22 protein-coding genes, 1 other RNA gene and 2 pseudogenes are annotated in these 26,678 nt (G+C 72.5%); 13 read left to right on the top strand and 12 right to left on the bottom strand.

Annotated elements, in window-relative coordinates:
• The first annotated feature begins 170 nt into the window (after positions 1-170).
• Together IO29_RS16750 and IO29_RS16745 are read left to right on the top strand one after the other, a co-directional pair.
• Positions 171-1,640: an ABC transporter permease gene (locus tag IO29_RS16750; protein ID WP_030379658.1), complete on the top strand. Its 1,470-nt coding sequence runs from the start codon at positions 171-173 to the stop codon at positions 1,638-1,640.
• Positions 1,641-1,734: 94 nt separating this feature from the next.
• Positions 1,735-2,454: an ABC transporter ATP-binding protein gene (locus tag IO29_RS16745; protein ID WP_030379657.1), complete on the top strand. Its 720-nt coding sequence runs from the start codon at positions 1,735-1,737 to the stop codon at positions 2,452-2,454.
• Positions 2,455-2,478: 24 nt separating this feature from the next.
• On the opposite strand, the gene IO29_RS16740 is transcribed toward IO29_RS16745, so the two are convergent.
• On the bottom strand, positions 2,479-3,519 hold the full coding sequence (locus IO29_RS16740; protein WP_078618263.1) for an aldo/keto reductase: 1,041 nt from the start codon (positions 3,517-3,519) through the stop codon (positions 2,479-2,481).
• 170 nt (positions 3,520-3,689) lie between these two features.
• Here IO29_RS16740 and IO29_RS16735 point away from each other — a divergent pair, with 170 nt between their 5' ends.
• Complete coding sequence (locus IO29_RS16735) at positions 3,690-4,247, top strand: DoxX family protein (protein ID WP_030379655.1); 558 nt, start codon at positions 3,690-3,692, stop codon at positions 4,245-4,247.
• Positions 4,248-4,301: 54 nt separating this feature from the next.
• On the opposite strand, the gene IO29_RS16730 is transcribed toward IO29_RS16735, so the two are convergent.
• Positions 4,302-4,736: an ATP-binding protein gene (locus IO29_RS16730; protein ID WP_030379654.1), complete on the bottom strand. Its 435-nt coding sequence runs from the start codon at positions 4,734-4,736 to the stop codon at positions 4,302-4,304.
• 368 nt (positions 4,737-5,104) lie between these two features.
• Here IO29_RS16730 and IO29_RS16725 point away from each other — a divergent pair, with 368 nt between their 5' ends.
• From IO29_RS16725 to IO29_RS16705, 5 genes are all read left to right on the top strand, one after another.
• Positions 5,105-5,926, top strand: coding sequence for a helix-turn-helix domain-containing protein (locus IO29_RS16725; protein WP_420705378.1), 822 nt, complete (start codon positions 5,105-5,107; stop codon positions 5,924-5,926).
• An 86-nt stretch (positions 5,927-6,012) separates the two neighbouring features.
• Positions 6,013-6,231, top strand: a complete 219-nt coding sequence (locus IO29_RS16720; protein ID WP_030379652.1) for a DUF397 domain-containing protein — start codon at positions 6,013-6,015, stop codon at positions 6,229-6,231.
• Between the two features lie 51 nt (positions 6,232-6,282).
• Positions 6,283-7,122: an SAM-dependent methyltransferase gene (locus tag IO29_RS16715; RefSeq protein ID WP_030379651.1), complete on the top strand. Its 840-nt coding sequence runs from the start codon at positions 6,283-6,285 to the stop codon at positions 7,120-7,122.
• Positions 7,119-7,463 (top strand): MazG-like family protein, encoded by a 345-nt coding sequence (locus IO29_RS16710; RefSeq protein ID WP_030379650.1) that lies wholly within the window; start codon positions 7,119-7,121, stop codon positions 7,461-7,463. Before IO29_RS16715 ends, IO29_RS16710 begins: the two co-directional genes overlap by 4 nt.
• Before the next feature lie 149 nt (positions 7,464-7,612).
• The gene (locus IO29_RS16705) at positions 7,613-8,608 is read left to right on the top strand and encodes an RpnC/YadD family protein (RefSeq protein ID WP_051707666.1); all 996 of its coding nucleotides are present in this window, start codon (positions 7,613-7,615) and stop codon (positions 8,606-8,608) included.
• 59 nt (positions 8,609-8,667) lie between these two features.
• Here the strand turns inward: IO29_RS16705 and IO29_RS16700 are convergent, their stop codons facing one another.
• The 4 genes from IO29_RS16700 to IO29_RS16685 all read right to left on the bottom strand — a co-directional run bounded on the left by IO29_RS16700 (position 8,668) and on the right by IO29_RS16685 (position 14,950).
• Complete coding sequence (locus tag IO29_RS16700) at positions 8,668-9,987, bottom strand: hypothetical protein (RefSeq protein WP_030379648.1); 1,320 nt, start codon at positions 9,985-9,987, stop codon at positions 8,668-8,670.
• Positions 9,988-10,373: 386 nt separating this feature from the next.
• Positions 10,374-12,317 (bottom strand): FHA domain-containing protein, encoded by a 1,944-nt coding sequence (locus tag IO29_RS16695; protein ID WP_030379647.1) that lies wholly within the window; start codon positions 12,315-12,317, stop codon positions 10,374-10,376.
• Positions 12,318-12,408: 91 nt separating this feature from the next.
• On the bottom strand, positions 12,409-14,385 hold the full coding sequence (locus tag IO29_RS16690; RefSeq protein WP_030379646.1) for a serine/threonine-protein kinase: 1,977 nt from the start codon (positions 14,383-14,385) through the stop codon (positions 12,409-12,411).
• A 328-nt stretch (positions 14,386-14,713) separates the two neighbouring features.
• The gene (locus tag IO29_RS16685) at positions 14,714-14,950 is read right to left on the bottom strand and encodes a DUF1918 domain-containing protein (RefSeq protein ID WP_051707677.1); all 237 of its coding nucleotides are present in this window, start codon (positions 14,948-14,950) and stop codon (positions 14,714-14,716) included.
• 495 nt (positions 14,951-15,445) lie between these two features.
• Between IO29_RS16685 and IO29_RS16675 the strand changes: the two genes are divergently transcribed.
• The 3 genes from IO29_RS16675 (at position 15,446) to IO29_RS16665 (ending at position 20,161) form a co-directional block, all read left to right on the top strand.
• Positions 15,446-16,756, top strand: a complete 1,311-nt coding sequence (locus IO29_RS16675; RefSeq protein WP_420705377.1) for an EfeM/EfeO family lipoprotein — start codon at positions 15,446-15,448, stop codon at positions 16,754-16,756.
• Complete coding sequence (gene efeB, locus IO29_RS16670; RefSeq protein ID WP_030379643.1) at positions 16,753-17,997, top strand: iron uptake transporter deferrochelatase/peroxidase subunit; 1,245 nt, start codon at positions 16,753-16,755, stop codon at positions 17,995-17,997. Before IO29_RS16675 ends, efeB begins: the two co-directional genes overlap by 4 nt.
• 259 nt (positions 17,998-18,256) lie before the next feature.
• Positions 18,257-20,161: a phospholipase C gene (locus tag IO29_RS16665; RefSeq protein ID WP_033225736.1), complete on the top strand. Its 1,905-nt coding sequence runs from the start codon at positions 18,257-18,259 to the stop codon at positions 20,159-20,161.
• A gap of 55 nt (positions 20,162-20,216) precedes the next feature.
• Here the strand turns inward: IO29_RS16665 and rnpB are convergent.
• From rnpB to IO29_RS16655, 3 genes and pseudogenes are all read right to left on the bottom strand, one after another.
• Positions 20,217-20,620, bottom strand: an RNA gene (gene rnpB, locus IO29_RS35560) — RNase P RNA component class A.
• Between the two features lie 143 nt (positions 20,621-20,763).
• Positions 20,764-21,483, bottom strand: a pseudogene (locus IO29_RS36655) (DMT family transporter); the annotation flags it as partial.
• 68 nt (positions 21,484-21,551) lie between these two features.
• Entirely contained in the window at positions 21,552-22,400 is an 849-nt protein-coding gene (locus tag IO29_RS16655; protein ID WP_030379641.1) for a helix-turn-helix domain-containing protein, read from the bottom strand.
• A 213-nt stretch (positions 22,401-22,613) separates the two neighbouring features.
• On the opposite strand from IO29_RS16655, the gene yaaA reads away from it, so the two are divergent.
• Together yaaA and eda are read left to right on the top strand one after the other, a co-directional pair.
• On the top strand, positions 22,614-23,405 hold the full coding sequence (gene yaaA / locus IO29_RS16650) for a peroxide stress protein YaaA (RefSeq protein ID WP_030379640.1): 792 nt from the start codon (positions 22,614-22,616) through the stop codon (positions 23,403-23,405).
• An 81-nt stretch (positions 23,406-23,486) separates the two neighbouring features.
• Positions 23,487-24,140, top strand: coding sequence for a bifunctional 4-hydroxy-2-oxoglutarate aldolase/2-dehydro-3-deoxy-phosphogluconate aldolase (eda, locus tag IO29_RS16645; RefSeq protein WP_030379639.1), 654 nt, complete (start codon positions 23,487-23,489; stop codon positions 24,138-24,140).
• 20 nt (positions 24,141-24,160) lie between these two features.
• On the opposite strand, the pseudogene IO29_RS16640 reads toward eda, so the two are convergent.
• From IO29_RS16640 to IO29_RS16630, 3 genes and pseudogenes are all read right to left on the bottom strand, one after another.
• A pseudogene (locus tag IO29_RS16640) lies at positions 24,161-24,943 on the bottom strand (histidine phosphatase family protein); the annotation flags it as partial.
• Positions 24,934-25,677, bottom strand: coding sequence for a zinc ribbon domain-containing protein (locus IO29_RS16635; RefSeq protein ID WP_078618270.1), 744 nt, complete (start codon positions 25,675-25,677; stop codon positions 24,934-24,936). The pseudogene IO29_RS16640 and the gene IO29_RS16635, both read right to left, overlap by 10 nt.
• Positions 25,674-26,534 (bottom strand): Nif3-like dinuclear metal center hexameric protein, encoded by an 861-nt coding sequence (locus tag IO29_RS16630; protein ID WP_033225734.1) that lies wholly within the window; start codon positions 26,532-26,534, stop codon positions 25,674-25,676. Before IO29_RS16630 ends, IO29_RS16635 begins: the two co-directional genes overlap by 4 nt.
• Positions 26,535-26,678 lie beyond the last annotated feature (144 nt).

Here is a 26,678-nt window from a genome sequence, read left to right as displayed (position 1 = left end):
GGCAAAGTCCACCCGTCGCCCCGCCCCGCAAAGCACCGATTTCCCCCCAACTCCCCATACTTCTCAGCTCACGCACACCTCGCACCCAGCTCCTGTCAAAGGTTCCTCCCTACGTTGTGGCCGCGCCCACCCCACCAGGACCAGGGCGCCATGAACCTACGAGGAACGAGATGTTTGGCATCTATCTCAGGCGCGAACTGAGCCGCCGCAAGAAGGCGGCCCTGGTCATCGCGATGGGTCTGGCGCTCGGTATCGCGCTGGTGATCACCGTCAACTCGGTGTCGGCCGGAATGCAGCGGGCTCAGGACAAGGTCCTGGAGTCCCTCTACGGCCTCGGCACGGACATGACGGTCACCAAGGCCAGGACCGCCCCCTCCGGGAACAGTACGGAGAGACCGAAGTTCGAGTTCGACGCCAAGTCGGACGACAGCGACACGCAGAGTTCCGACCGGGTGATGACGCAGGGCGGCCAGGCCCTGAAGTCCTCGCTGGTGGCGAAGGTCGCCGCGCAGCAGGGCGTGGCGAGCGCGGTGGGCGCGCTGTCCCTGAACGTCACCAAGGTCGACGGCTCGTTCACCCAGGGCGAGGCGCAGAGCTCCACCTCAGGGTCGTCCGGCTCGCAGCAGGGCGGGCCCGGCGGCCAGAGCCAGCAGCAGGGGCAGGGCCAGCCGCAGGTGCAGGGCGGCGGGGCCTCGTTCGACGTGAACTCGTACGCGGTCGCGGGTGTCGACGTCACCGACCAGGACCTCGGCCCGCTCGCCGCGTCGAAGATCACTTCCGGCAGGACGTTCACCGCCGCGCAGACCGACGCGAAGGTCGCGGTCGTCAGCAAGTCGTACGCCAAGGAGAACACGTACAAGGTCGGCTCGACGCTGAAGATCTCCGGCACCAAGTACGAGATCATCGGCATCGCCACCCCCGACAGCAGCGACTCCACCACCGACGTCTATCTGCCGCTGAAGCAGGCGCAGACGCTGGGCGACGCCAAGAACAAGGTCACCACGATCTACGTCAAGGCGACGGACTCCCAGCGGATCGACGCCGTCAAGTCGACCATCCAGAAGAACATCTCGGGCACCACGGTCACCACCTCCGCCGACCTCGCCGACACGGTCTCCGGTTCGCTGTCCACCGCCTCCGATCTGGCGGCCGGTGTCGGCAAGTGGCTCTCCCTGGTGGTGCTGGTGGCCGCGTTCCTGGTGGCCGCGCTGCTGACCTCCTCCGCCGTCTCCCGCCGGGTGCGTGAGTTCGGCACGCTGAAGGCACTGGGCTGGCCCAGCCGCCGGGTGACCCGGCAGGTGGTCGGCGAGTCGGTCGTCAACGGTCTGCTCGGCGGCGTCCTCGGCATCGCGCTCGGCCTGGCGGCGGCGTACGCGGTGACGGCGATCAGCCCGACCCTGACCGCGCAGCTCGGCGGCGGGGCCGGCGGCGGGGGCGGGACGGGCGGCGGCCCGGGCGGCGGCCCCGGCGGGCAGAGCGCGCAGAACACGCTGGAGATCGCGCTGTCGGCGCCGGTGTCGGCGACCACCATCGCGCTGGCGGTGGGCCTGGCCGTGGCCGGCGGTCTGATCGCCGGTGCGATGGGCGGCTGGCGCGCCTCCCGGATGCGCCCGGCGGACGCGCTGCGCAGCGTCTCGTAGCCGCCCCGTCCCCCTGAACAGGGGCGCCGCCTCCACTCCCCCGGGAGGCGGCGCCCCCTTCCCACTCTCCCGTCCGAACCCCACGGAGCACCCGATGTACAGACTCACCGGCGTCACCAAGCGCTACACGCGCGGCAAGGAGACGGTGGAGGCGCTGCGCGGCATCGACCTCACCATCGAGGACGGCGACCAGCTCGTCATCCAGGGCCCCACCGGCGGCGGCAAATCGACGCTGCTGCAAATGATCGGCGGCCTGGACCGCCCCACGTCCGGCAGCGTCGAGCTGGACGGCGTCGACCTCGGCACGATCGGCGAGGCGAAGCTGACCCGGCTGCGCGCGGAGAAGATCGGCATCATCTTCCAGTCGTTCAACCTCATCCCGACGCTGACCGCGCAGGAGAACGTCGAGACCGCGCTCGTACCGCTCGGCGTCAGGGCCGCCGAGCGGCGCGAGCGGGCGGCCGAAGCACTGCGCTCGGTCGGCCTCGGCGAACGGCTCGGCCATGTGCCCTCGGAGCTGTCCGGCGGTCAGCAGCAGCGTGTGGCGATCGCCCGCGCGCTGGTGAAGCGGCCGAAGGTGCTGCTCGCCGACGAGCCGACCGGCAACCTCGACGAGGGCACCCGGGACGACATCATGGCCCTGCTCGAAGGGCTGTGGCACGAGTACGGGCTGACGTTCGTCATGGTCACCCACGACTCCTCCATCGCCCGCCGCGCCCCCCGCCTCGCCACGATCCGCTCGGGCCGGATCACGCTGAAGGACCAGCGCGACGGCAACCCCACCCGGCACGCCGAACCGCAGTCGGCCCACTGAGCCGACGCCGCCCCACGGGGCCGTTCACCTCCCCAGCAACTCGTCGATCTCGGCCAGTTGGGCGGGGGTGAGCGGCCCCTTCGCCATGGCCGCCGCGTTCTCCTCCGCCTGTGCGACGGAGCGGAAGCCGGGGATCGGAACGGTGTGCGGGCTGCGCGCCCACAGCCAGGCGAGGGCGCCCTGGGCGGGCGTCCGGCCGTCACTGGTGACGATCTCGCGGAGCGCGTCGACGCGGGCGAGCCACGCGGGGTCGGCGCCGGTGCCGTCGCCGAAGCCCTGGAGCCAGACGGGCGGGCGGCTGCGGATGTCGCCGGGCTCCAGGACGCGCCCGGCGCCGTGCCGGCCGGTCAGCAGCCCCATTGCGAGCGGGCCCCGGGCGATGCCGGCGAGGCCCAGCCGTTCGCACAGGGCGACCATCTCCGGGGCGTCCTGGAGGACATTGAGCTGGAACTGCGCGGCGGCGCAGTGCGGCCCCTCGGCGAAGACGGCGGCGCGGGCCGGGTCGTCGGTGGACCAGCCGTACGCCCGGATCAGCCCTTCCGCCACCAGCTCCTCGCACGCCTCCCGCAGTGCGGCGGCGCGCTCGGGGGCGGCGTCGTTCAGGTGCAGCTGGTAGAGGTCGACGTGGTCGGTGCCGAGGCGGGTGAGGGAGGCGGTCAGGGCGCGGCGGACGTAGGCCGGGGAGTCGTCCTGGCCGTCGGCGGTGCGGGCGCGCTCGTCGAAGAGGTTGCCCCACTTGGTGGCGACGACGACCTCGTCCCGGTGGCCGGCGAGGGCGCGGCCGAGCACGCGTTCGCTGTGTCCGGTCCCGTAGTTGTCGGCGGTGTCGAAGAAGGTGACGCCGAGGTCGAGGGCGCGGCGGACGGCCCGTACGGACTCCTCGTCGTCGACCCGGCCCCAGCCGAGCGGCTGTCCGTCGGCGGCGGACCACTCGCCGCCGATGGCCCAGCAGCCGAAGCCGAGGGCGCTGACCTCGATGCCGCTGCGGCCGAGGGTGCGGCTCTCCAGGGGTGCGGTGGTGGCGTTGCCGTGCGCGTCGGTTCGCGCGTTTCGCGTGTCTCGCATGTCTCGCGTGTCTCGCATGTTCCGGGACGCTAGGAGTTGAAGTGCGCGCGAGGGCAAGCGGCCGCGCCGTCCCGCTGTTCACCCGTACGGCCGCGCGGGGCGGGCCCCGGGGGGCGGGGGCGTGGAACGGTGGAGGCACAAGAGGGACCGTTGCCGTTCCGGGAGTGATCGTGACGCTGTGCGACCGACGTGATGTGGGACTGCTGCTGCTCCGCCTGGGCACCGGAGGGGTGCTCGCGGCACACGGGGCGCAGAAGCTGTTCGGCTGGTTCGGCGGCCACGGGCTCGAGGGCACCGGACAGTTCATGGAGTCCGTCGGCTACGCGCCCGGCCGGGCCAGCGCGACGGCGGCGGGGGTGGCCGAGACGGGCGGCGGCGCGCTGCTGGCGCTGGGCCTGGCGACCCCGGCGGCGGGTGCCGCGGCGGCCGGGGCCATGGCGGGCGCGGCGGCCGTGCACGCGCCCAACGGCTTCTTCGCCCAGGGCGGCGGCTACGAGTACGCGGCCTCCCTCGGGCTGACGGCGGCGGGGCTCGCGGTGGCGGGCCCGGGCCGGCTCTCCCTGGACCATGTGCTGCGCCACGCGGTGAACCGGAACTGGATGGTTCCGGCCGCGCTCGGCGCGACGGCGGCGGTCACCGCGGCGGTGGTCGGCGCCCGCACCAGGCGCGTGCGCGAGCGGGAGCGGGCGGAACGTCTGGGGGATCAGGCGCCGTTGTTCGAGGAGTGAGGGGAACCCAGGGCCCTTCCGACGGAGCTGCGCGGGGTCGTCCGCGCCCCGTCCTCACACGCTGAGGTTCGCCCACACCGCGTTGCCGCCGGTCAGCCGTGACCGGCAGACCCCCCACGTGTCGGCGAGCTGCTCGACGAGGAACAGCCCCCGGCCGCTCTCGGCGTCGCCGCCCGGCCGGGACCCCGTCATGTCGCCGCTGCCGCCCCCGTAGTCGTGGTCGTGCACCTCGAGCCGGACGCGGCCGTCCCCGACGAGCCCGACCCCGCACAGGATCCGCGCGCTCAGCGTGTGCCGTACGGCGTTGGTGGCCAGCTCGGAGACGAGCAGCACGGCGTCGTCGCAGAGTTCCTCCGGCAGCCGCCACCCGGCCAGCCGCGTGCCCATGGTGCGGCGGGCGACTCTGACGCTGGAGCGGTACGCCGGAAGCTCCAGCCAGTGGGTGCGGTCCGGGTTGACGACGTCTAACAGCTCGAAGGACGTGGTCATGGGGGAGGTAATCGCGTGGGGGGACACGGTGGTCGCCTTCCGTCGGGCCGGCGGACGCGGTCGGAGCCGGTGGTCCGGATGCGCGGGACAAGCGTCGGGGCATGAGCGGGTGCGCGACGGAGCACGCCGGACAGGCGGTGTCCGTCGGGCGGCGTCACTCAAGTAACTATGCTCGCGGGGCAGTTCACCCTGCAACCGACTCGCTGATAATTTCACCCGGTAGATGTCGGACAGTTGTTTTCGGTCTGGCGCAATCAGCCAAGTCACTGTCATGCTCGTACCGGTGACGGTTGTTCAGGAGGTTGGTCGTGAGTGATTCCCGTTCGGGTGCGAGCGGTTCGGGCACGAGTGCGCCCACCGTTCTCCGGATGATCCTCGGCCGACGGTTGCAGGAGCGACGACAGGACGCGAACGTCTCGCTGGAGGCGGCGGCCAAGGCGCTGCGTGTGACGTCCCTGACGATCCGCCGGCTGGAGAAGGCGGAGGTCGCGCTCAAACCGCTCTACGTGGAGAAGCTGCTCGAGACGTACGGGGCCGACCGGCAGGAGATCGACGAGTTCGTCGGCATGGCCGACAAGGCCAACGAACCGGGCTGGTGGCACCCGTACCGCGATGTGCTGCCGAACTGGTTCAGCGCCTACGTCAGCCTGGAGACCGGGGCGCGGACCCTGCGCACCTACGAGCCGCAGTACGTCACGGGGCTGCTCCAGACCCACGCGTACGCCAAGGCCATCCTGCGCGGCGGCTTCCCCAACGACAGCGAGGAGGACCTGGACCGGCGCATACATCTGCGGCTGCGCCGGCAGAGCCTGCTCGAGCGGCCGGACGCGCCCACGCTGTGGGTGGTCCTGGAGGAGGCCGTGCTGCACCGGGCGGTGGGCGGTCCGGAGGTGATGCGGGAGCAGATCGAGCGGCTCCTCGAGGTGTCGGAGCTGGAGCACGTCAGCATCGACGTCGTGCCGTTCGCGGCGGGCGCCCACACGGGCGCGTGCGCGCCCTTCACCTACTTCCGCTTCCAGGAACCCGAACTCCCCGACATCGTCTACAGCGAGATCCTGTCCGCCGGCGTGTACCTGGACCAGCGCTCCGACGTGGTGACACACCTCGAGGCGCACAACCGGATGTCCCTTCTGACCTCGTCCGCGGAGAGCAGAGCGCTCCTGAACAAGATGCGCAAGGAATACTCATGAGCACCAGCAAGAGCAGTGCCCGCAGCACACACACGACCCACGGCACCCATGGCACCCCCGGCGCCCACGGCCGCGTCTACAACGGCATGCCCGCCCTCGACCTCGGCGAGCAGGGCTGGGAGTCTCCGTGGAGCGGCCCCAACGGCGGTCAGTGCGTGCAGACCAAGCAGCTCTCCGACGGCAGGGTCGCGGTGCGGCAGTCGACCGACCCGGCCGGGCCCGCCCTGATCTACACCCCGCAGGAGATGGCCGCGTTCGTCGCGGGCGTCAAGCGGGGGCTCGCCGACCATCTGGCGGCCGGCTGACCGCCGGACCGACCACCACCGACACCGAAAGGGACAGAGGGAAGGGACAGGATGAACACCTCGCACACGGCCCGGGAGATAGACACCAGCCGGCCCCACTCCGCCCGGATGTACGACTACTACCTCGGCGGCAAGGACCACTTCGAGGTCGACAAGCAGGCCGCCGAGGCCGTCGCGGAGGCCTACCCCGGCATCTTCGTGTGCGCCCGTGAGAACCGTGCCTTCATGCACCGCGCGACCCGCGTACTCGCCCGGGAACACGGCATCCGCCAGTGGCTGGACATCGGCACCGGCATCCCCACCGAGCCGAACCTGCACCAGGTGGCGCAGTCGGTGGTGCCGGAGGCCCGGGTCGTCTACGCCGACAACGACCCCCTGGTGCTGAAGTACGCCGAGCGGTTGATGCGCAGCAGCCCGCAGGGCCGCACGACGTACATCGAGGCGGACGTCAACAGCCCCGAGACGCTGATCAACTCCCCCGAGCTGGCCGCGGTCCTCGACCTGAACCAGCCGGTGGCGCTCTCCCTCAACGCGCTGATGCACTTCGTCACCGACGCGCAGGACCCGTACGGCATCGTGGAGGGACTGCTCGCGATACTGCCGGCGGGCAGCGCACTGGCCCTGAGCCACTGCACGCCCGACTTCGACCCGGAGACGTGGGAGAAGGTCACCGCGATCTACACCAACGCCGGGACGCCGGTGCAGTTCCGGGCGCAGAAGGACGTCGCCCGCTTCTTCGACGGGCTCGACCTGCTCGACCCGGGCATCACCGTCGGCCACCACTGGCGCCCCGACGCCGGCCCCGACACCGGCGCGGACACCGAACCGGACTCCGAGCCCCCCACGGACGCCCAGGTCAGCCTGTGGACCGGGGTCGGCATCAAGCGGTGAGCGACGAGGCCGCGGCGGACCGCCTGTGGCGGTCCGTCGACGACCTGTGGACGTGGCTGGAGGCCGAGAGCCCGGTCGGCGGCCGCGAGGGCCTGCTGCTGCGGATGCTGAAACTCTCGGAGGAGGTCGGCGAGGTCGCCGAGGCAGTGATCGGCGCCCTCGGCCAGAACCCCCGCAAGGGCACCACCCACACCTGGGAGGACGTCCACGCGGAACTCTGCGACGTCGCCCTCACGGCCCTGATCGCCCTGCGCACCCTGACCCCGGACGCCCGCGAAACGTTCGAGTCCCATGTGACAAAGGTGACCCGACGCTCCCTGGGCCCACCGCCTCCATCGTGACCATGGCAACGCCGGACGGCGCGCAGCGCGCTTTGTACTGCCGGCGGCACTGCCTGCTCCGGCGTCAGCCAGTTCAGGGAGCCCCTTCGAACGGGTGATCACGCCCCATAAACCCACGAAAGTTCTTGCGTCGCTCGTAGTTTCACGTCATGCCCAACGTCAGTCACGACACCTTGCACGGCTTCCTGCCGGGGCGTCCGAAGGCGCTGAACCGTGCGCTGGAACTCCTGGATCTCGGGATCCCGCCCGGTGTCACCACCGAGACACTCCCGACGGACGCGTCCAGCGCCCCGAAGATGTTCACCCGGCAGATGGACTCCGTGCTGCGGGTGGCTCGCCCCGACGGGCATGACCCGTTCATCCTGTTGGTCGAGGCGCAGACCGGCATCGAGACGAAGAAGGAGACCTCGTGGCCGTACTACATCGCCTACTTGCGTGACCGGTACAAACTCGAGGTCGTCCTGCTTGTCCTGTGCGTGGACACGGCGACGGCGGCATGGGCGGCCAGACCTCTGCGTACCGGTCTGGGACGCCCCACCCAGGTGACGGTTCCGCACGTGCTGGGCCCGTCCAACGTGCCCCGTATGAGCCGCGTCCAGGACGCCTCGGCCGACCTGGACTTCGCCGCGTTCTGCCTGTGGATCCACAGCAATGACCCGGACATCGAGGGCATACTGACGGTGGTGGGCGAGGCACTGGCCCAAGACACTGACCGCGAAGCCCGGGACGATCTGGCGGGACTGATCGAGGACGGCTTGAGCAGCGAGCACGCCCGGAAGATCTGGAGAAACCTGATGGAAACCCTCTTCACCCCCAGGCGAGGCACCATCGTGGGCGACGCCCGCCTCGCAGGACAGCAAGAAGGACTCAAGGAAGGGCGCGTAGCCGCGAAGACCGAGCAACTGCTGCGCCTGATGGAGCGTCGCGGCTTCTCGGTGACGGACGAGATCCGGCAGCGCGTCACCACCTGCGCGGACATGCCGCTACTGGACCTCTGGTTCGACCGCGCCATCGACGCCACCGCACTGGACGAGATCTTCGTCGACCCCACCACCGCGGACCGCGTCCCCACCCCCGCCCGGAGCCCAGAGCACACCGCAGCCCCCGGCCAAGGACCGAGGGACCCCGAAGCCTCGGCCCGCTGACACCGAGGGCACCCCCTCCTCATATGAGGGCGTCGGCCGGGCAGGGCAGAGGCGGGCGCCTACGCCACCACGGACAGCGCGGGGTACACCACCACCGAGCCGTCCGTGTCGCGGGCGATATCGATCGCCACGTCCGCCGGGCGGCCGTCGGCCGCGATGCCGTCGCCGAGGTGGCGGATGCGGTGGGCCGCGCGCATCAGCCGGTCGACCTCACCGGCCGTGAAAACGGGGCGCTTGCCGTTCGGACGTGCCAGCTCCAGCGTCGACAGGCGCACCAGGACACTGGCGAGGCCCGACTCCAGCTCGTCGAGGCGCTGCTCGTCGTCCCGGAGCGTACGGGTGAAGTTCTCGAAGAGGTTGCCGGGGTCGCTCTGGGCCGCCTCGACCGCCTGGAGGACGTTGACCCGCCGCTTCAACGCGAGGGCGAGGGAGGCCAGTTCCAGATGGGTACGGAAAGTGCCGCCGCCCTCGTCGTCCACACCGGGAAACGACTCGTTCAGTGTGGCGATCTCGACGGGCTCGTCGCCCGGAAGCTTGTCGAGCGCGCTCTGCCACCGGGCCAACCGGATGTCGGCCTTGCTCAGCGCCGTGTCGATGGCGTGCACCGCCGAGTCGAGTCCCAGCGAAACACCGAGCTTGCCCTGGTCGAGCAGGACGGCCGTAGCCTTGTCGATGGCGGGACGGCAGCCGTTGAGCGCGCTCTGCTCGTCGTCGAGCTTGTCCGCCTGAAGCTGCTCCAGCAGTTCCGTGATGTGGGCGATGGCCTGCTGCCGCTTGCGGTCGGCGTGCGCGCTCACGCCCACCGCCACCGCCATGAGCACGAGCGGCGCGGCCACGGTGAGCAGCGTCCCTCCGGCAGCCGCAGCGCCGGCGGTCGCACCGGCTCCACCTACGGTGCCCGCCGCTGCGGCTCCTCCGACCGGCACAAACTTCGCCTTGGCAGCGATCTGGCCACTCGACCGCACGAGATCACCGAAGATCTCGCCGGTCGCGCCCTTCGGCACCATCGGGCGAACCAGGCCCTTCCCGAACTCGGCAGCGACCTTCGCCGGGATCACCATGCGGTACAGGCCCTCTCCGGCGGCCGTCGTCTGGGCCGCCGCCGCGGAGCCGCGCGCCGACTGCGTAATCAGCTGTGAGAGGTGCTGCGCCAACGGGCTGGCTGCATCGAGCGGAATGCCCCGGCTGCGGTCGGACTTGTCCGGCAGCGGATACCTCTCGAGCGTGGCAATCGGCCGGTCGGCCAACGCGGCCAGCACACCGCGCAGTTCGGCCAGGCGCTCGGCCGTCATCGGCCCGTCCCCGATCCCCGCCGGTACCTGGACGTCGCCGGTCGCCAGCGTCCAAACCGGAACAGTTGCCTTGCGGTAGTCGATCATCATTCCCCCTGAATCGTCACCCAGCATCAGCCCACGGCCGACGTCCCAGCAGAACGGTATAGACGAATCGCAACACGCGTGTGGAAGGGGCGTCGTCTTGTGGATGTCCGGAGGCTTGTGTGTTATCGCGGAAGCGGCCTGGGGAGAGCCCGTATGCGGGAGTCACCCACCCCACCGCCCGAGACGTTGCTGGCCGAACTCGGGCCCTTCTTCGCGGTGTTCCCGCAGTACCGCGCCGCGGGCGCCCGCCGCGGTGCGCGTTGCCGAACGCTGGTGGCCGAGGAAGGTCGGCGCGCGGAGAGGGGAGCGAACGGTCCCCCCGTCGCGCACGCCGATACCGCGTGCGGACGGGTGCCGCACCGACCGCGCGCCCCCTCCACAGGCCGTCAGGCGTGGGGGCCCGCGACCGGTTCCGGGGGGCCGGGGTCGGGGTCGAGGGGGGTGCGGGGGTCCCGCGGGGGTGTGGGGCGGGCGACGTAGACGGGGGCGTCGGACTGGTAGAAGAGGTCGATGTCGACCTCCTCGCCGCCGACGATCAGCGTGTCCCACGCGCCGCTCTCCCGCAGCGTGCGCAGTGTCCCGGGGGTGAGCGCGGCGAGGTGGGCGCGCAGTTCCTCGTCGCCGGGCATGCCGGGCAGCCGGGGGGCGAGGCGTTCGCGGATGGCGCGGACGCGTTCCAGGAGCGCGTCCAGGTCCGCGTCCCCGGCGGACGCGCCGGTGTCCGGGAGCGGCTCGGTGCTGCGGGCGATGATGTCCTTGATGGCGCGGGTGACCCCCCTGTCGTCGGTGGCGACCATCGCGTTCCACGCCCGGCTCTTGTGCCGGTATTGCAGCATCGACATCGCCGCCTCGTGCCGGATGAAGTCGGCGTCCCGCAGCGGCCGGCCCCGCCAGACCCGGCCGAGCGAACGGGCCAGCGAAGTGGCGGAGGCCAGCCCGCTGTTGAGGCCCCGCCCCGGCCAGAAGTGGATCGCGTTGGCCGCGTCGCCCAGCAGGAAGCCGTACGTCCCCGGGCCGTTCGCGGTGGCGCGGCTGAGCTGCGCGGTGAACCGGGGACGCTGCACCATGTCGAGGCGGAACGAGGTGACGGCGCTCAGGTCCTCCTCCGGCACCCCGAACAGCTTCAGCCCCTCCAGGATCCGCTTCCACAGGGCGGAGCCGCGCAGCAGGGCGGGCAGGAAGAGGGTGCCGTGCGTGGGGCAGACGAACTCGTTGCCGTCCTGGCGGCTCATCACGCAGGGGCGGGCGGCGACGCAGTCCTCGAAGACCTGACGGACGGGGTCGATGCCGACGACCGCCTTGGCCTCCTCGCGGGTGAGCCGCATGTTCAGGAAGCCCTCGCCGCGCAGCGAGTTGAGCAGGAACCTGTTCTGCGACACGGTCAGCAGGACGCTCATCGGGTCCGGCAGCGGCGACTTGACCCGCAGCCCGAGCACCAGGTCGTGCAGGTGTTCGCCGTCGAGCGAGTAGACGGAGGCGTCGGCCCGGCCGAAGCGGTCGGCGTAGTGCTCGCGGGTGCGGGAGCGGCCGCCGTCGCTGATCACCAGGACGTGCTCCTGGGCGAGCCGGTGCTCGTGCTCGGCCACGTCGAACCGCCGGGGCACGAGCCGGATCGCCGGTTTGCGCGCGGCCAGTTCGAGGAGCCGGTCCTCGATGTAGGCGATACGGATGTTGCGGGGCGGCCGGCCTGCCACGGAGTCCGGTCCGACGGGCCACATCTCGGAGAACTCGCCCGCGCCGAACAGCGCCTGGCGCATCTCCTCGGTCAGCGCGAGGTACTGCCGGCTCTGGACCGTCACCACCTGCTGGCGGCGGACGTTGCCCTGCGTCTCGTCCTTCCACACCACGTCGGACCCGGCGCGCGTCCACCGCCCGTCGTAGACGGTGACGGCGACGTTCCCCGGCAGCGCGTCCTCCAGCAGCAGCGCGAAGGCGAGCCCGACCGGGCCGCCGCCGACGACCGTGACCCGCAGCTCACCGGGGTGGGCGACGGCGGGCGGGAGGTCGGCCTGGGAGAGGTCCATGACCGTCTCCATCGCCTCCTGCGTCTCGTACAGGAAGGTCTCGTCGCCGATCCGGATGACGTCGCCGGACTCCAGTACGTGCCGGGTGACGCGCCGGCCGTTGACGTGGGTGCCGTTCCTGCTGTCCCGGTCGTGCAGGACGTACGCGCCGTTCTCCTCGACGATCTCGGCGTGCAGCCGGGAGGCGCTGGTGCTGACGATGATCACGTCGTTGTCGCTCTTGCGCCCGAACCGCAGCGGAGCGGTGCCGAGCAGCACACTCTGACCACTGAAGGGACCGCTCTGTCCCACGATGACCGACGACACGCGATTCTCCTATGAAGGCAGGGGGTTGTGGGGAACGTGGGGGCTTGGGGGGCGTGGGGCGTGGGGGCAAGCGTGAGGGCGCTGGGGGTGCCTACTGACACGTCAGCGTGAACGGCACCGTGTCGGACACCGTCTGCTGCGACGACTTGATCTCCACGCCCATCGCGCTGGACAGCGACCCCGACTCGGCCCACGTCGTCACGCTCACCGACTCCTCGTGGGTGCGGGGGCCGTCCGCGGCGAAGGACAGCTTCCGCCAGGTCCGGTCGACCACCGAGCCGCCCGAGGACACCCAGCGGTAGGTGAACGTCGTCGGCAGCTCGCTCACCGCGAAGGTGGCCGTGAAGGTGGGCGCCTCGCCCTGCGGGGGCGGGCAGGTGCCCGCGTACGTGGTGTGGGTGCCGGTGACGGAGACGGTGACCGGCGGCCCCGCGGCCGCCGCGCCGTCGTTCTCGACGGTCGCCCCGTCCTGTGCCTGACCGGAGGCGGTGGCGGTGGCGGACTTGGCGTCCGTGCCGCCCTTGTCGCCGTCGTCGCCGCCGCTGTTCGCCAGGGCGTACCCGAGCCCGCCCGCGAGCACGGCGAACGCGGCCGCGGCCGCGCCCCACACGTACACCCCGCGCCGCCGCTCGGCGGGCTGCGGCGCGGGGTTGCCGATGACGGTGGCGGGGGGTGTCGGGGGGTCCTGCGGGGGCGCGAGGTGGGGCGCGGGCAGCGAGCCGGCGGTGACGGTCGCGGCAGCGGACGGTGACGGGTCCGACGGCGGCGCGGGGGTCGCTCCGGTGGCGGGCGACGGGTTCTGGGGCGGCCCGGGGGTCGCTTCGACGGCGGGCGCCGGGGTCTGGCGCGGCCCGGGGGTCGCTTCGGCGGCGTGGGTGGTGACGACGCGGGCGAGGGCGGTGCGGGGGTCGACGGCGGCGGCGGTCGAACCGGCATGCGTCGCGGTGACGGCCGGCTCGGGGTCCGTCACCGTGGCGGCCGTCCCGGCATCCGTCGCGACGGCGGTCGGCTCGGCATCCACCGTCGCCGCGTCCGCCGTCACCGCATCCGTCGTCGCGGCGTCCGTCGTCACCGCGTCCGCCGTCACCGCATCCGCCGTCACCGCGTCCGTCGTCGCCGCATCCATCGTCACGGCATCGGTCGGGGCCGCCGTGTCCACCGCCCTCTCGACCGGTCCCCCGACCGCCCCCTCCGCCGTCGATCCCAGGTCCCCGTCCGCCGTCCCCCCGGCCGCCACGAGCCGCAGTTGCTCGGCGGTCCGTTCGGCGGAGGTGCGCTGCTCGGGGTCCTTGCGCAGCAGGCCCTCGATGACGGGGCCGAGCGGCCCGGCCCGGTGCGGAGCGGGCGGCTCCTCGTCGACGACGGCCCGCAGCGTGCTCAGCGTGTTCTCGCGCCGGAAGGGCGAGCGCCCCTGTACGGCGGTGTGCAGCAGCACGCCGAGGGACCACAGGTCGGTCGCGGGCCCCGGCGTACGGCCCAACGCCTGTTCCGGTGCGAGGTATTCGGGCGAGCCGACGACCTCCCCGGTGAGCGTCAGCGCGGTGTCGCCCTGGACCATGGCGATGCCGAAGTCGGTGAGGATCACCCGGTCGTCGTCGCTGAGGAGGACGTTGGCGGGCTTGACGTCGCGGTGCAGCACCCCCGCGTCGTGCGCGGCGCGCAGCGCGGCGAGCACCTCCGCGCCGATACGGGCGGCCTCCCGAGGCGCCAACGCACCCTGTGCGGCGATGAGTTCGCCGAGCGACCGGCCGCGGACCAGTTCCATCACGACCCATGGACGGCCGGCTTCGGTGACCACGTCGTGCACGGTGATCACGTTGCGCGCGGCGATGCGGGCGGCGGCCCACGCCTCCCGCTCCAGCCGCGTGTACATGCGCTCGACCTTGGCGGCGGGCATCCCGGCGGGCGCGCGCACCTCCTTGATCGCGACCTCGCGGCGCAGCATCTCGTCGCGGGCGCGCCACACGGTCCCCATGCCGCCCTCGCCGAGCGGGGACAGCAGACGGTAACGGCCGGCCACCACCCGCTCGGGGGCGAGGTCCGGAGACACCGCGTCCTGGTCCTGCATGGGGCGACTCTCCCTCGTCTGTCGGGCGTGGGCGGGTTCACCGTGCCGGGAGGTCCCCTTCCACCCCCACCGCCCGCCGAAGCGTGCGCCCGCCTCCCCAACTACACGTAGGACAGGGCTTGTTCGGTTCGTCGAAGTCTAACCGCAGGACCTTACGCTGTGTGCCCGCCCGAGGGCCGAGACCGAAGCCTGTCGGCCCGGACCGGCCCGCGTCCGCCCCACCGGCCCCACGCGGCGAACGGCGTGCGCGGTGAGTGCGGGGCGAGGTGGCGGAACAGGGCGACTACGTCGTCCGGAGCCGGGGAGCGGGCCACAGACGTGAGGGGGTCTAGATCCCGCCGTCCCCGCGCGGGATTCCGTACGCCTCGTGCTCCATGTGACGGGCATGGTGGACGTGCGCGTCGGGCCCGGGGAACACGACCGACACCTCGTCCGTGCCCGACCAGCGCACGTCGTACGGCGGGGTGCCGTCCCCGTGGTGGAGCCCCACGATCTCCCCGTCCCGGCGGGTCGCGCCCGACTTGGTACTTTCGACGACGAGCTGGTCGCCGACCTGAGCTCGCATGGTCGTCACCCTCTCTCGTGATCGGCGGAACGGCACCGCTGCCACCGGCCCGTCCCCGTCGTCTCCAGCTTCGTACAGGACGGGGCCCACCGCCAGGCAACCTCTGGTCGCATGTCGGCCGACACCGACCGGCCGTCGAAAGCCCCGACGGCGACCCGGAGCGGCTGATCGGCGTCGCCGCCACCGAGGGGAACGAACTCGTCGCGCTGCGCGACGGCGACCAGACCTTCCCCGCTCGCCCCGTACCAGCGGCGTGCGCGCACTCCACGCCGCGGTGACACGGTCCGCGTAGCAGCCGCGACGGCCGGTCCTCCAAGACCCGCGAGTCCGTCGCGGCGCGGTACGGCGCGGTGCGGCGCGACACGTGGGTGAACTGCGGACGAATTCTGGCTTTTCCTCTGGTCAGAAGGTGACGGAGGAGGCCGTTTCGTCCCTGTGGCCTGCCTAGGATCATCGGTGCCGCCTCGTTCGTACGACTTCCCCTGGAGGACCGGCGTGCCCGAAATCCCCACCGACGCCGACGCCGACGCCGACGCGGATGCCGATACCGACGCCGGCGCCGACGCCGCGCCCGGTCCCCTACCGGCGCCGCCCGGCCGGGCTGCCCGTCGACGGACAGTGCTGGTACTGGTCGTGGCCGGCACCCTGGTGGCAGGGGCAGCCGTCGGGGCCGGGCTGCTGGCGGCCGGCAGTTCCGGCGGGGGCGACCGTCAGGCACGCGCGTCCGACGGTCTGCGGCACACCGTCGTCGAGGTGACACCCGCCGGATGCGGACGCGGCTGGACCCACCCGGCACCCGGCCAACAGGTCTTCGAGCTGAACAACACCTCCGGCACGGCGGCCGAGGTGTATCTGACCGACCCGAGGACGGGCGCCGTCTACGGCGAGGTCGAGGGGCTCGCCCCGGGGACCGTCCGCCCGCTGCGGGTGACGCTCGGCAGCGGCTCGTATGCCTTCAAGTGCCTGCCCGACGACGCGGACGCCGTGACCGGCCCGACCGTGCGGATCACCGGAGGCGGCACGGTGAAGAGCGGCCCCGCCGCCGTTCCCGTGTCCCAGCAGGACCTCATCCCGCCCACCCTCGGCTACCAGAAGTGGATCCGGACCCGTACGGTCGAGCTGGCGACGAAGACCGACGCACTGCGCGACGCGATCGACCGCGGGGACCTCTCGGCCGCCCGCGCCGCCTGGCTGCCGGCGCATCTGGTGTACGAGCGGATGGGCGCCGCCTACGGCACCTTCGGCGACGCCGACGGCGAGATCAACGGCACCACGGCGGGGCTGTCCGGCGGGGTCCACGACGCGGACTTCGCCGGGTTCCACCGGGTCGAGTACGGGTTGTGGCACGGGGAACCGGTGAGCAGTCTGCGCGGCCCGGCCGACCGGCTCGCCAAGGCCGTGCACGCCTTGCGCGACGGCTGGCCCGACCAGCGGATCGACCCGGCCGACGTCGGGCTGCGCGCGCACGAGATCGTGGAGAACACCGTGCAGTTCGAGCTGACCGGCCGCACCGACTACGGCAGCGGCACCAACCTGGCCACCGCCCGCGCCAACCTCGACGGCAGCCGGGAACTGCTCACCCGTCTGCGTCCGCTGCTCAAGGGCCGCGACTCCCGGCTGGCCGGCCTCGACGCCTCGATGGACCGGGCCCGGCACACACTGGACGCCTTCGGCCACGACGGACGCTGGACGCCGCTGGACCGACTCACCCGCAGACAACGGGAGAAGGTCGACGCGGACATGGGTGAACTGGCCGAGCGGCTGGCCGACGTGGCCGCCCTCACGGACGTACGGAGGACCGCGTGAAGCGGAGAGACGAGGTCGGGCGCCGGGGTTTCCTGGCGAGCGCCGCGGCCGTCGCCGGTGCCGGGCTCGTGGCCGCCGACCACGGTGCCGCGTCCGCCGCGCCGTCCACGTCGCCGTCCGCCGCGCCGTCCGTCACGGGCGCGAGCGTGGCCTTTCACGGTCGGCACCAGGCCGGCATCCTCACCCCGCCCCGGCGCGCCACGGCGTTCGTGTCCTTCGACGCCACCGCCGAGAACCGCGCCGAACTGACGGAACTGCTGCGGACGTTGACCGACCGGGCCCGTTTCCTCACCGCCGGCGGCAACCCTCGGGAGTCGGGGATCACCGCCCCGCCGGCCGACTCCGGCACCCTCGGCCCCACTCTCCCGGCCGATGCGCTGACGGTCACGGTCGGCGTGGGCGCCTCGCTCTTCGACGAGCGGTACGGCCTCACGGACCGCAGGCCCCGCCGGCTCACCGCCATGCCGTCCTTCCCCGACGACGACCTGAACGCCGCCTGGTGCCACGGCGATCTGAGCGTGCAGTTCAGCGCCGACAACACGGACACCGTGCTGCACGCCCTGCGCGACGTCACCCGGCACACCCGCGGCGGCATGCAGGTGCGCTGGCGCATGGACGGCTTCGTCAGCCCGCCCCGTCCCTCCGGTACCCCGCGCAACCACCTGGGCTTCAAGGACGGCACCGCCAATCCGGACGTCACCAGCTCCCGGGAGATGGACCAGTTGGTGTGGGTGGGCGCGGGCGGCGGGGAGCCGGACTGGGCGACCGGCGGAAGCTACCAGGTCGTGCGGCTCATCCGGATGCTGGTGGAGTTCTGGGACCGGGTCTCGCTCACCGAGCAGGAGCGGATGTTCGGCCGCGCCCGGGACACCGGCGCTCCCCTGGACGGCCGGCACGAGACGGACACACCCCGGTACGCCCAGGATCCCAAGGGCGACATCATCCCGCTGGACAGCCACATCCGCCTGGCCAATCCCCGTACCGCCGCCACCGCGGACCAGCGCATCCTGCGTCGCGCCTACAACTACGACCGGGGTGTGGACGACAACGGCAACCTCGACATGGGCCTGCTGTTCTGCTGCTACCAGCAGGACCTGGCCCGGCAGTTCGCGACCGTGCAGAAGCGGCTGGCCGGGGAGCCGTTGGTCGACTACATCTCCCCGTTCGGCGGCGGCTACTTCTTCGCCCTGCCGGGCGCCCGGGACGACTCGGACTGGCTGGGGCGCACCCTGTTGGCCTGATACGGCCGACCCAGACGGGCCGAGAACCGACCCGGAGCCGACTCACATGGGTCAAGAACCGACCCACGTGGGACGGGAGCCGACCCACGCGGGTCAAGATATGACTAAAAGTCCATGAGAACTTCCTGACCGTACGTTCGCTCGCCGGTCATTGCCGCTCCCCCGCTCCGCCGCCGGCATGGACCAGGATCCGGCCATAGACATTCAGGCCACGGATGACGTGGCAGCGGAACTCAGCGCTCCCGGAAGGCGAGACAGCATGATCGGCACAGGCAGAACCCCTGGCGCGCGGCGCCGGTTGGCGCGCGTGGGCGCCCTCCTCGGCGCCGCCGCCCTGGCAGCGGCGGGCGGGGCCGTCCCCGCGGCGGCGAGCTCCGGGCACGGCGGCCACGGCCACGGCCACTCCGGCACGCGCACCGCCACACCGATCAAGCACGTGGTGGTGATCTACCAGGAGAACGTCTCGTTCGACCACTACTTCGCGACCTACCCCAAGGCCGCGAACACCGACGGCACGGCCTTCAAGGCGGACAGGCACACCCCCAAGGCCGACAACCTGCTCAACGCCGGTCTGCTGAAGACCAACCCGAACCTCTACACGCCCAAGCGGCTCACGCCGTCGCAGGCCATGACCTGCGACCAGAACCACTCCTACGGGCCCGAGCAGTACGCGGCCGACAATGGCAAGGCCGACAAATACGTCGAGAACACCGAGGTCAGCAAGTGCACCGGGCTGTTCGGCGAGCCCGGCCTGGCCATGGACTACTACGACGGCAACACCGTCACCGGCCTGTGGAACTACGCCCAGCAGTACGCGATGAGCGACAACTCGTTCAGCTCGGTCTACGGCCCCTCCACGCCCGGCGCGCTCAACCTGATCTCGGGCCAGACGCACGGTGTCGTCTCGGTCGACCCGGCCTCCGGCACGGAGAACCCGAAGCAGACGGCCACGCCCGACTCGTACACGGTCCTCTCCCCCGACGCCAAGGGTGTGGGAACGGTCATCAACGACCCCGACCCGGCCTACGACGACTGCTCCGACAAGGACCACACCAGCACCAACGCGCTCGCCGCGATGCGGGGCAAGAACATCGGTGACCTGCTCAACGCCAAGGGCGTGAGCTGGGGCTGGTTCCAGGGCGGCTTCCGGCCCAGCACCGTCTGGGACGGCAAGCAGGGCGACTACGCCAAGTGCGGCGGCACCACCCACACCAACGTCGGCGGCGCCGCGGTCGTCGACTACAGCCCGCACCACTCGCCGTTCCAGTACTACAAGTCGACGTCCAACCCCCACCACCTGGCCCCGAAGAGCATCGCCGAGATCGGGCACTCGGGCCGCGCCAACCACAACTACGACCTGACCGACTTCGACGCCGCGCTGAAGGCGAACAATCTCCCCGCGGTCAGCTTCCTCAAGGCCGCCGAGTACCAGGACGGCCACGCCGCCTACTCCGACCCGATCGACGAGCAGCACTTCCTCGTCAAGGAGATCAACGCGCTTCAGAAGTCGCCGGAGTGGAAGTCCACGGCGGTCGTGGTCGCCTACGACGACTCCGACGGCTGGTACGACCACGTCACCTCGAAGGTGCTGAACGGCTCGAAGGACTCCACCGTCGGGTCCAACGGCAAGTCCCTCGACAGCCCCGCCTGCCAGTCCGGCCCGGCCGCCAAGGGCGGCTACGCGGACCGCTGCGGCCCCGGCACCCGGCAGCCGCTGCTGGTCATCTCCCCGTACAGCAAGGTCAACAAGGTCGACCACGCCGCCACCGAGCAGGCCTCGATCACCAAGTTCATCGAGGACAACTGGTCGACCGGCCGCATCGGTGACGCCTCCTTCGACCAGCGGGCCGGCAGCCTCACCGGCATGTTCGACTTCCGGCACCCCAACAACAAGCAGGTGCTGCTCAACTCGGACGGCTCGGTCGGCTCGGTGAAGCGGCTCCCGCACTACGGCCGGACGGCCACGACGGCCTCCTCCGCCGCGTACCCGCCGTACGTCCAGGAGCTCAGGGCCCAGAACGTCGCTGCCAGCAGCGACGCCGGCCCGTCCCTGCCGATCGTCATGGGCGCCGGCCTCCTCACGGCCGCCGGGACGACCACGGCGTTCGCCCTGTACCGCCGCCGCGGCCGCAACCGTGCCTCGGGCACGATCACGGCCGTCTGAGCCGACGGCGTTCGACGGACCAGAGGCGGCCCCGAATCGCGAGAACGCGAAGCGGCAGACGAGTCGGGCTGTACGCCGGGTTCTGTTCCCCGGGGTCCTCGCGGACCCCGGGGCGACGGCCATCCATCTAGGGCCGGCGTTGCCGCCGGCCTCGTGCGGTCCACCCGCGGACTCGGGCGGGCAGCCCTCGAACGTCCGCGCAGAGCGCTTTTCACGGCGCTCCTTTTGACCTTGCTCCGGGTGGGGTTTACCTAGCTGCCCAGGTCACCCTGGGCACTGGTGGTCTCTTACACCACCGTTTCACCCTTACCCGGCGCCGAAGCGCCGGGCGGTCTGTTTTCTGTGGCACTGTCCCGCGGGTCACCCCGGGTGGCTGTTGGCCATCACCCTGCCCTGTGGAGCCCGGACGTTCCTCGGGAAGCCCCCGAAGGGTCTTCACGCGGCCGCCCGCCCGGCTCGTCTGCCGTGTCGACCATGGTACCGGGCGGAACGACGGGCAGCGGCTCCGGTGCCGGTGCCGGCGGTACGACGCGGGGGCCCGTCGTCGCCAGGACCGAGCCCGCGAGGATGAGGGCGAACGCGGCCAGGACGCCGGCCGTGAGGTGTTCGTCCAGGAAGAGGGCGCCCGCGGCGACCGCGATCGCCGGGTTGACGTAGGTGAAGACCGTGGCGCGGGTGGGGCCCGCCTCCTTGATCAGTTCGAGGAAGGCGACGAACGCCAGCGCCGTGCAGATCGCGCCGAGCCCGGCGAGGGCGGTCAGGACCTGCGCGGACGGCATCGTCTCGGGCATGCCCACCGCCGCCGCCGGGGCGTACACCAGTGCGGCCAGCGCCAGGCACGGGGCCGTGAGCTGAAGCGTCGGCACGTCCTTGAGGTGGCGGGCGACGATCAGCGGCGCCGTCGCGTAGCCGAGGACCGTCAGCAGCACCTCCGCCAGCGAGCGGGTGTCGCCGCCGGTCAGATGCGGGAGCGTGAGGACGGTGACGCCCGCCAGCCCCAGCAGCAGTCCCGTGAGCCGTCGCGGGCCCAGGTGCTCCGCGCTGCCGAAGAACCTGGCCAGGACGACGCCGACGATCGGCACGCCCGCGATCAGCAGCCCGGCCGTGGAACTGGAGAGGTGGCGTTCGGCGTCGGTCAGGGTCCACCAGGGGCCGATGATCTCGATGCACGCGAAGGCCAGCATCGGACGCCAGTGGGCGCGGACGGTCCGGGGCAGACCGCCCTGGCGCAGCGCGAAGGGGAGCAGGAGCGCCGCGCCGAGCGCACAGCGCGTGAACACGACGACGGACGGGGACAGCACGTCCACCGCCACTTTGATCATCAGATAGGGGATGCCCCAGACCACTCCCATCAGGGAGAACAGGAACCAGCCGCGTGCAGTCATGCGGCCTACTGTGGCCCGGCCCGCCGCCCGTCGTCTTGAACGCTGTTGCGGTACGCCGCCGGGGTCACCCCGAGCACCCGGCGGAACCAGCGGGTGAGATGCGCCTGGTCGGCGAAGCCCACCAGCGGGGCCACGTCGGCGGGGCGCAGCCCGGACTCCAGCAGGCCGCGCGCCCTGCTCACCCGGTACTGGGCGAGCCAGGCGTACGGCGGGATGCCGGTGGCGGTGCGGAAGGCGCGCAGGAGCTGGTAGCGGGAGAGGTCCAGCTCGGCGGCGAGTCCGGCGAGGGAGGGCGGGGCGGTGAGCTCGTCGGCGAGCCGGTCCCGTACGGCACGGGCGATGCGCTCGGCGCCGGGGACGGTGCCGTCGACCGGGCGGGCCGTGGAGTGGCGGCGGGCCAGCGCGGTCAGCAGCCAGGGCAGCCGCGACTCGACCTCCAGCGGGTCGGGGCAGGCGCTCAGCTCGGCGTGCGCGGCGCGCAGCGCGTCGGCCAGCTCGTGATCGTCGACCAGCCCCTCGCGGAAGTGCGGCGGACCGGCGCCGACGGTGCCGTCGGAGAGCAGGTCCGGCGCGGCGTACAGGGCGCGGTAGGCGTAGCCGCCGGTCGGGGCGGACGGGCCGCCGGTGTGCATCTCGCCGGGCCCGAGGACGATGACGGAACCGGGACCGGTGCGGAGCCGGCCACCCCGGTAGTCGATGCTCTCCGAGCCACCGATGCTGACGCCGATGGTGAACTCGGCGTGCGCGTGCGGCGCGTACACGTGCCGGTCGAACCGCGCGGTCAGCAGATCGAGCGCGGGCCCGCCCCGCCCGAGCCGCGCCCGCGTCCACCGTGCCTGTTCCCGTGCGCCCATCGGCCCCGTGCCCCCTCGTCGTCCACCAGGATGCAACGCGGGGCGGGCCGCTGTTCATCCCGGGGTGGGGGCGCGGGACGGTCGGAGGAAGCCGGCGGTGTCCGGGTCGGGGCCGAAGGGGTCGGGAACCGTTCCCTCGATCGTGGCGCAGCGGTACCGCCCCCGTACGCTGGCACGGAGCTCAAGTGCTCAGGTGTGAAGGAGAAAGAAGCCGTGCTCGTCCTGTTGCCGCCCTCCGAGGGCAAGGCCGATGCGGGGCGCGGTGCCCCCTTGAAGCCGGAGTCGCTGTCGTTGCCGGGGCTCGCCGAGGCGCGGGCGCTCGTGCTCGACGCGTTGGTCGACCTGTGCGCCGGGGCCGCCGAGGACGGAGAGAAGGCGCGCGAGGTGCTCGGGCTGAGCGAGGGGCTGCGGGGCGAGGTCGCCAAGAACGCCGGACTGCGCACGGCGGGGGCGCGGCCCGCCGGGGAGATCTACACCGGCGTGCTGTACGACGCCCTCGGCCTCGCCTCCCTCGACGCGGCCGCCAAGCGGCGTGCGGCGCGGTCGCTGCTGGTCTTCTCGGGACTGTGGGGTGCCGTGCGGGTGACCGACCGGATTCCGCCGTACCGCTGTTCGATGGGCGTACGGCTGCCGGGGATCGGCGCGCTGGGCACGCACTGGCGTGCGCCGATGGCGTCGGCGTTGCCGGAGGCCGCCGGGGACGGGCTCGTGCTCGACCTGCGGTCGGCCGCGTACGCGGCGGCCTGGAAGCCCAAGGGCGAGGTGGCGGAGCGGACGGCGTCCGTGCGGGTGCTGCACGCGCCCACCCGGAAGGTGGTCAGCCACTTCAACAAGGCGACCAAGGGCCGGATCGTACGGAGCCTGCTGACCGACGGGGCCGCGCCGAAGGACCCCGCCGGGCTGGTGACGGCGCTGCGGGACCTGGGGTACGTCGTCGAGGCGACGGCTCCGGAGAAGAAGGGGCGGGGCTGGTCACTGGACGTGCTGGTGGAGCAGGTGCACTGAGAGGACGCTCGACGGATCCGGTGCGTTGCATGCTGTGCAATGACCTTTGCGCAGGGTGCGTCCGCTCGGCAGGATGAGGGCATGTCCTCCGCCCTGCCCCCGCCGCCCACCGCCCTGCCCGCCTCCGTCCTCGACCTCGCGCCCGTGCTGCCCGTGGTCGTCGTCGACGACGCCGCCGACGCCGTACCGCTCGCGCGGGCGCTGGTCGCCGGGGGGCTGCCCGCGATCGAGGTGACGCTGCGGACCCCCGCCGCGCTCGACGCGATCCGCGCGGTGGCCGACGCGGTGCCGGACGCGGTGGTCGGCGCCGGCACCGTACTGACTCCCGCGCACGTGACGCGGTGCGTCGAGGCCGGGGCGCGGTTCCTGGTCAGTCCGGGGTGGACGGAGACCCTGCTGGCGGCCATGACCGCCGCCGGGGTGCCGTTCCTGCCGGGGGTGTCGACCGCCTCGGAGGTCGTGGCGCTGCTGGAGCGGGGGGTGACGGAGATGAAGTTCTTCCCCGCCGAGGCCGCGGGCGGCACCGCCTACCTCAAGTCGCTCGCCGGACCGCTCGCCGCGGCCCGCTTCTGCCCCACCGGCGGCATCGGCCCGGGCACCGCGCCCGCCTACCTCGCCCTGCCCAACGTCGGTTGTGTCGGCGGCAGTTGGATGGTGCCAGCGGACGCGGTGGCCGCGGGTGACTGGGCCCGCGTCGAACGGCTGGCGCGGGAGGCGGCGGCGCTGCGGCGGTGATCCGGGGCCCGTCGTTCGGATCAGCGCAGGTGTGAGGTGTCGTTCAGGACGCGGACGCTCGCGTTGCCGTCCGCGTAGTACGCCACCTCCGACAGCGACGCCACCGACAGCTCCATGCGGAACAGCGCCTCGGGCGGGGCGCCCAGGGCGAGCCGTACGAGGGTCTTGATCGGCGTCACGTGGGAGACCAGCACTACCGTGCGGCCCGCGTACGCCGTGACCAGCCGCTGCCGGGCCGCGTCCACCCGGCGGGCGACCTGCGCGAAGCTCTCGCCGCCGCCGGAGGGCCGGGCCCCGGGGTCGGTCAGCCAGGCGTCCATGTCCTCGGGGTGCCGCGCGCGCACCTCGCCGAACGTGAGCCCCTCCCAGGCGCCGAAGTCGGTCTCGCGCAGGCCGGGTTCGACGGTGACGTCGAGCCCGAGCCGGGCGGCCACGGCGCCGGCGGTCTCGCGGCAGCGGGCCAGCGGGGAGGAGACCACGGCGTCCACCGTGCGGGGCGCGACGGCGAGCGCGACGGCGGCGAGTCCGGCCTGCCGACGGCCGGTCGCGGAGAGCGCGGGGTCGTCGCCACCGCTGCCGGAGAACCGTTTGAGCGGGGTGAGCGGCGTCTCGCCGTGGCGGAGCAGGAGGAGGGCGCAGGGGGTGCCGAGGTCGGGGGGCGGCGTGGTGGCGGCGTCGGCGTCACGGCCACTGCCCCGCGGACCACCGTCGGCGTCACGGCCACTGCCCCGTGGGCCACCGTCCGCTCCGCCGGTGGCCGCCTTGAGCGCCTCCCCCACGCCCCCGCCGTCCCCTACAGTCCCGACTCGGCCGTCCGCACCAGGATGCGGCGGCAGTTCTCGCAGCGTACGACCGTGTCGGGCGCCGCCGAGCGGATCTCGCTCAGCTCGGTGATCGCCAGCTCCTGCCGGCAGCCCTGGCAGGAGCGCTGGTACAGCTTGGCCGCGCCGATGCCGCCCTGCTGCTCGCGCAGCTTGTCGTACAGCTTGAGCAGGTCCGCCGGGACCGCGCCCGCGACGACCTCGCGCTCCTTCGTCACCGAGGCCGCCTCGCCGTCGAGCTCCTCGAACGCGGCGTCCCGGCGCCCGGTCGCGTCGTCGATCTTCGACTGGACGGAGGAGACCCGCTCCGTCAGCTCGCCGACCCGCTCCTGCGCGGACTCGCGGCGCTCCATGACCTCCAGGACGACGTCCTCCAGATCGCCCTGGCGCTTGGCGAGCGAGGCGATCTCGCGCTGGAGGTTCTCCAGGTCCTTGGGCGAGGTGACGGCGCCGGAGTCCAGGCGCTGCTGGTCGCGGGCGGCGCGGCTGCGCACCTGGTCCACGTCCTGCTCGGCCTTGGTCTGCTCGCGGGCGCAGTCGCTCTCCTCGGTCTGCGCGGCGACGAGCAGGTCGCGCAGCTGGGCGAGGTCCTTCGTCAGCGTCTCGATCTCGGCGTGTTCGGGCAGCGACCTCCGCTTGTGCGCCAGCTGCTGGAGGCGGACGTCCAGGGCCTGGACGTCGAGGAGACGGATCTGGTCGGCGGGCGCGGCGTTCAGTTGGGGGCTCCTGCGGTGGTAGAGGTGGGCGGGGTGGATGCCGCGTGGGCGGTCCAGGGGTCGGTGACCGTCTTGGAGACGTGGACGCGGAGGTCCCAGCCGTGCCGGTCGGAGATCTCGTCGAGCTGGCCGGCGGCCAGCTCGCACCAGGGCCACTCGGTGGCCCAGTGCGCCGCGTCGAGCAGCGCGAGAGGACTGTGGGCGCGGGCCTCGCTCGCCGGGTGGTGGCGCAGGTCCGCGGTGAGGAACGCGTCGACGCCGGCCGCCCGGACGTCGTCGAACAGGCTGTCGCCCGCGCCGCCGCTGACGGCGACCGTGCGGATCGTCGCCTCCGGGTCGCCGGCCACGCGGATGCCCTGCGCGGTCGCGGGCAGCCGTGCGGCGGCGTGCGCGGCGAACTCGCGGAGGGTGAGCGGGTGGTCGAGCGCGCAGATCCGGCCGAGGCCCCGGCGGCCCCCGGGGTCGGACGGGTCCGGTACGAGGGGGCGTTCGACGCGCAGGTCGAGTGCGCCGGCGAGGGCGTCGCTCACACCGGGGTCGGCGGTGTCGGCGTTGGTGTGGGCGACGTGCAGGGCGACGTCGTTCTTGATCAGGGTGTGCACGACGCGGCCCTTGAAGGTGGACGCCGCGACGGTCGTCGTACCGCGCAGATAGAGGGGGTGGTGGGTGACGAGGAGGTCGGCGCGGAGGCGGACCGCCTCGTCGGCGACTTCCTGGACCGGGTCGACGGCGAACAGGACGCGGGTGACCTCGCGGTCCGGGTCGCCCACGACCGTGCCGACCGCGTCCCAGGACTCCGCGCGGGTGGCGGGCCAGAGGTTTTCCAGCGCGGCGATGACTTCTGAGAGACGGGGCACGGGCAAAGCGTACCCAGCCGCCGGCGCCGGGGGTGGCGGGGAGGGGCTCGCCCGGCGGTGGGGCGGGCCCGCGCCCCTGTACGGACCCGCGCCCCTTGTAGGCGACCCCCAGCACACGAGGGAGCCGTTCTCTGGAGAAACCGT

The sequence above is a fragment of the Streptomyces sp. NRRL F-6676 genome (assembly GCF_000725625.1).
Lineage (GTDB): Bacteria > Actinomycetota > Actinomycetes > Streptomycetales > Streptomycetaceae > Streptomyces.
The sequence above is the reverse complement of the archived record's forward strand: the minus strand, read 5'-3'. Positions and strand labels throughout refer to the sequence as shown.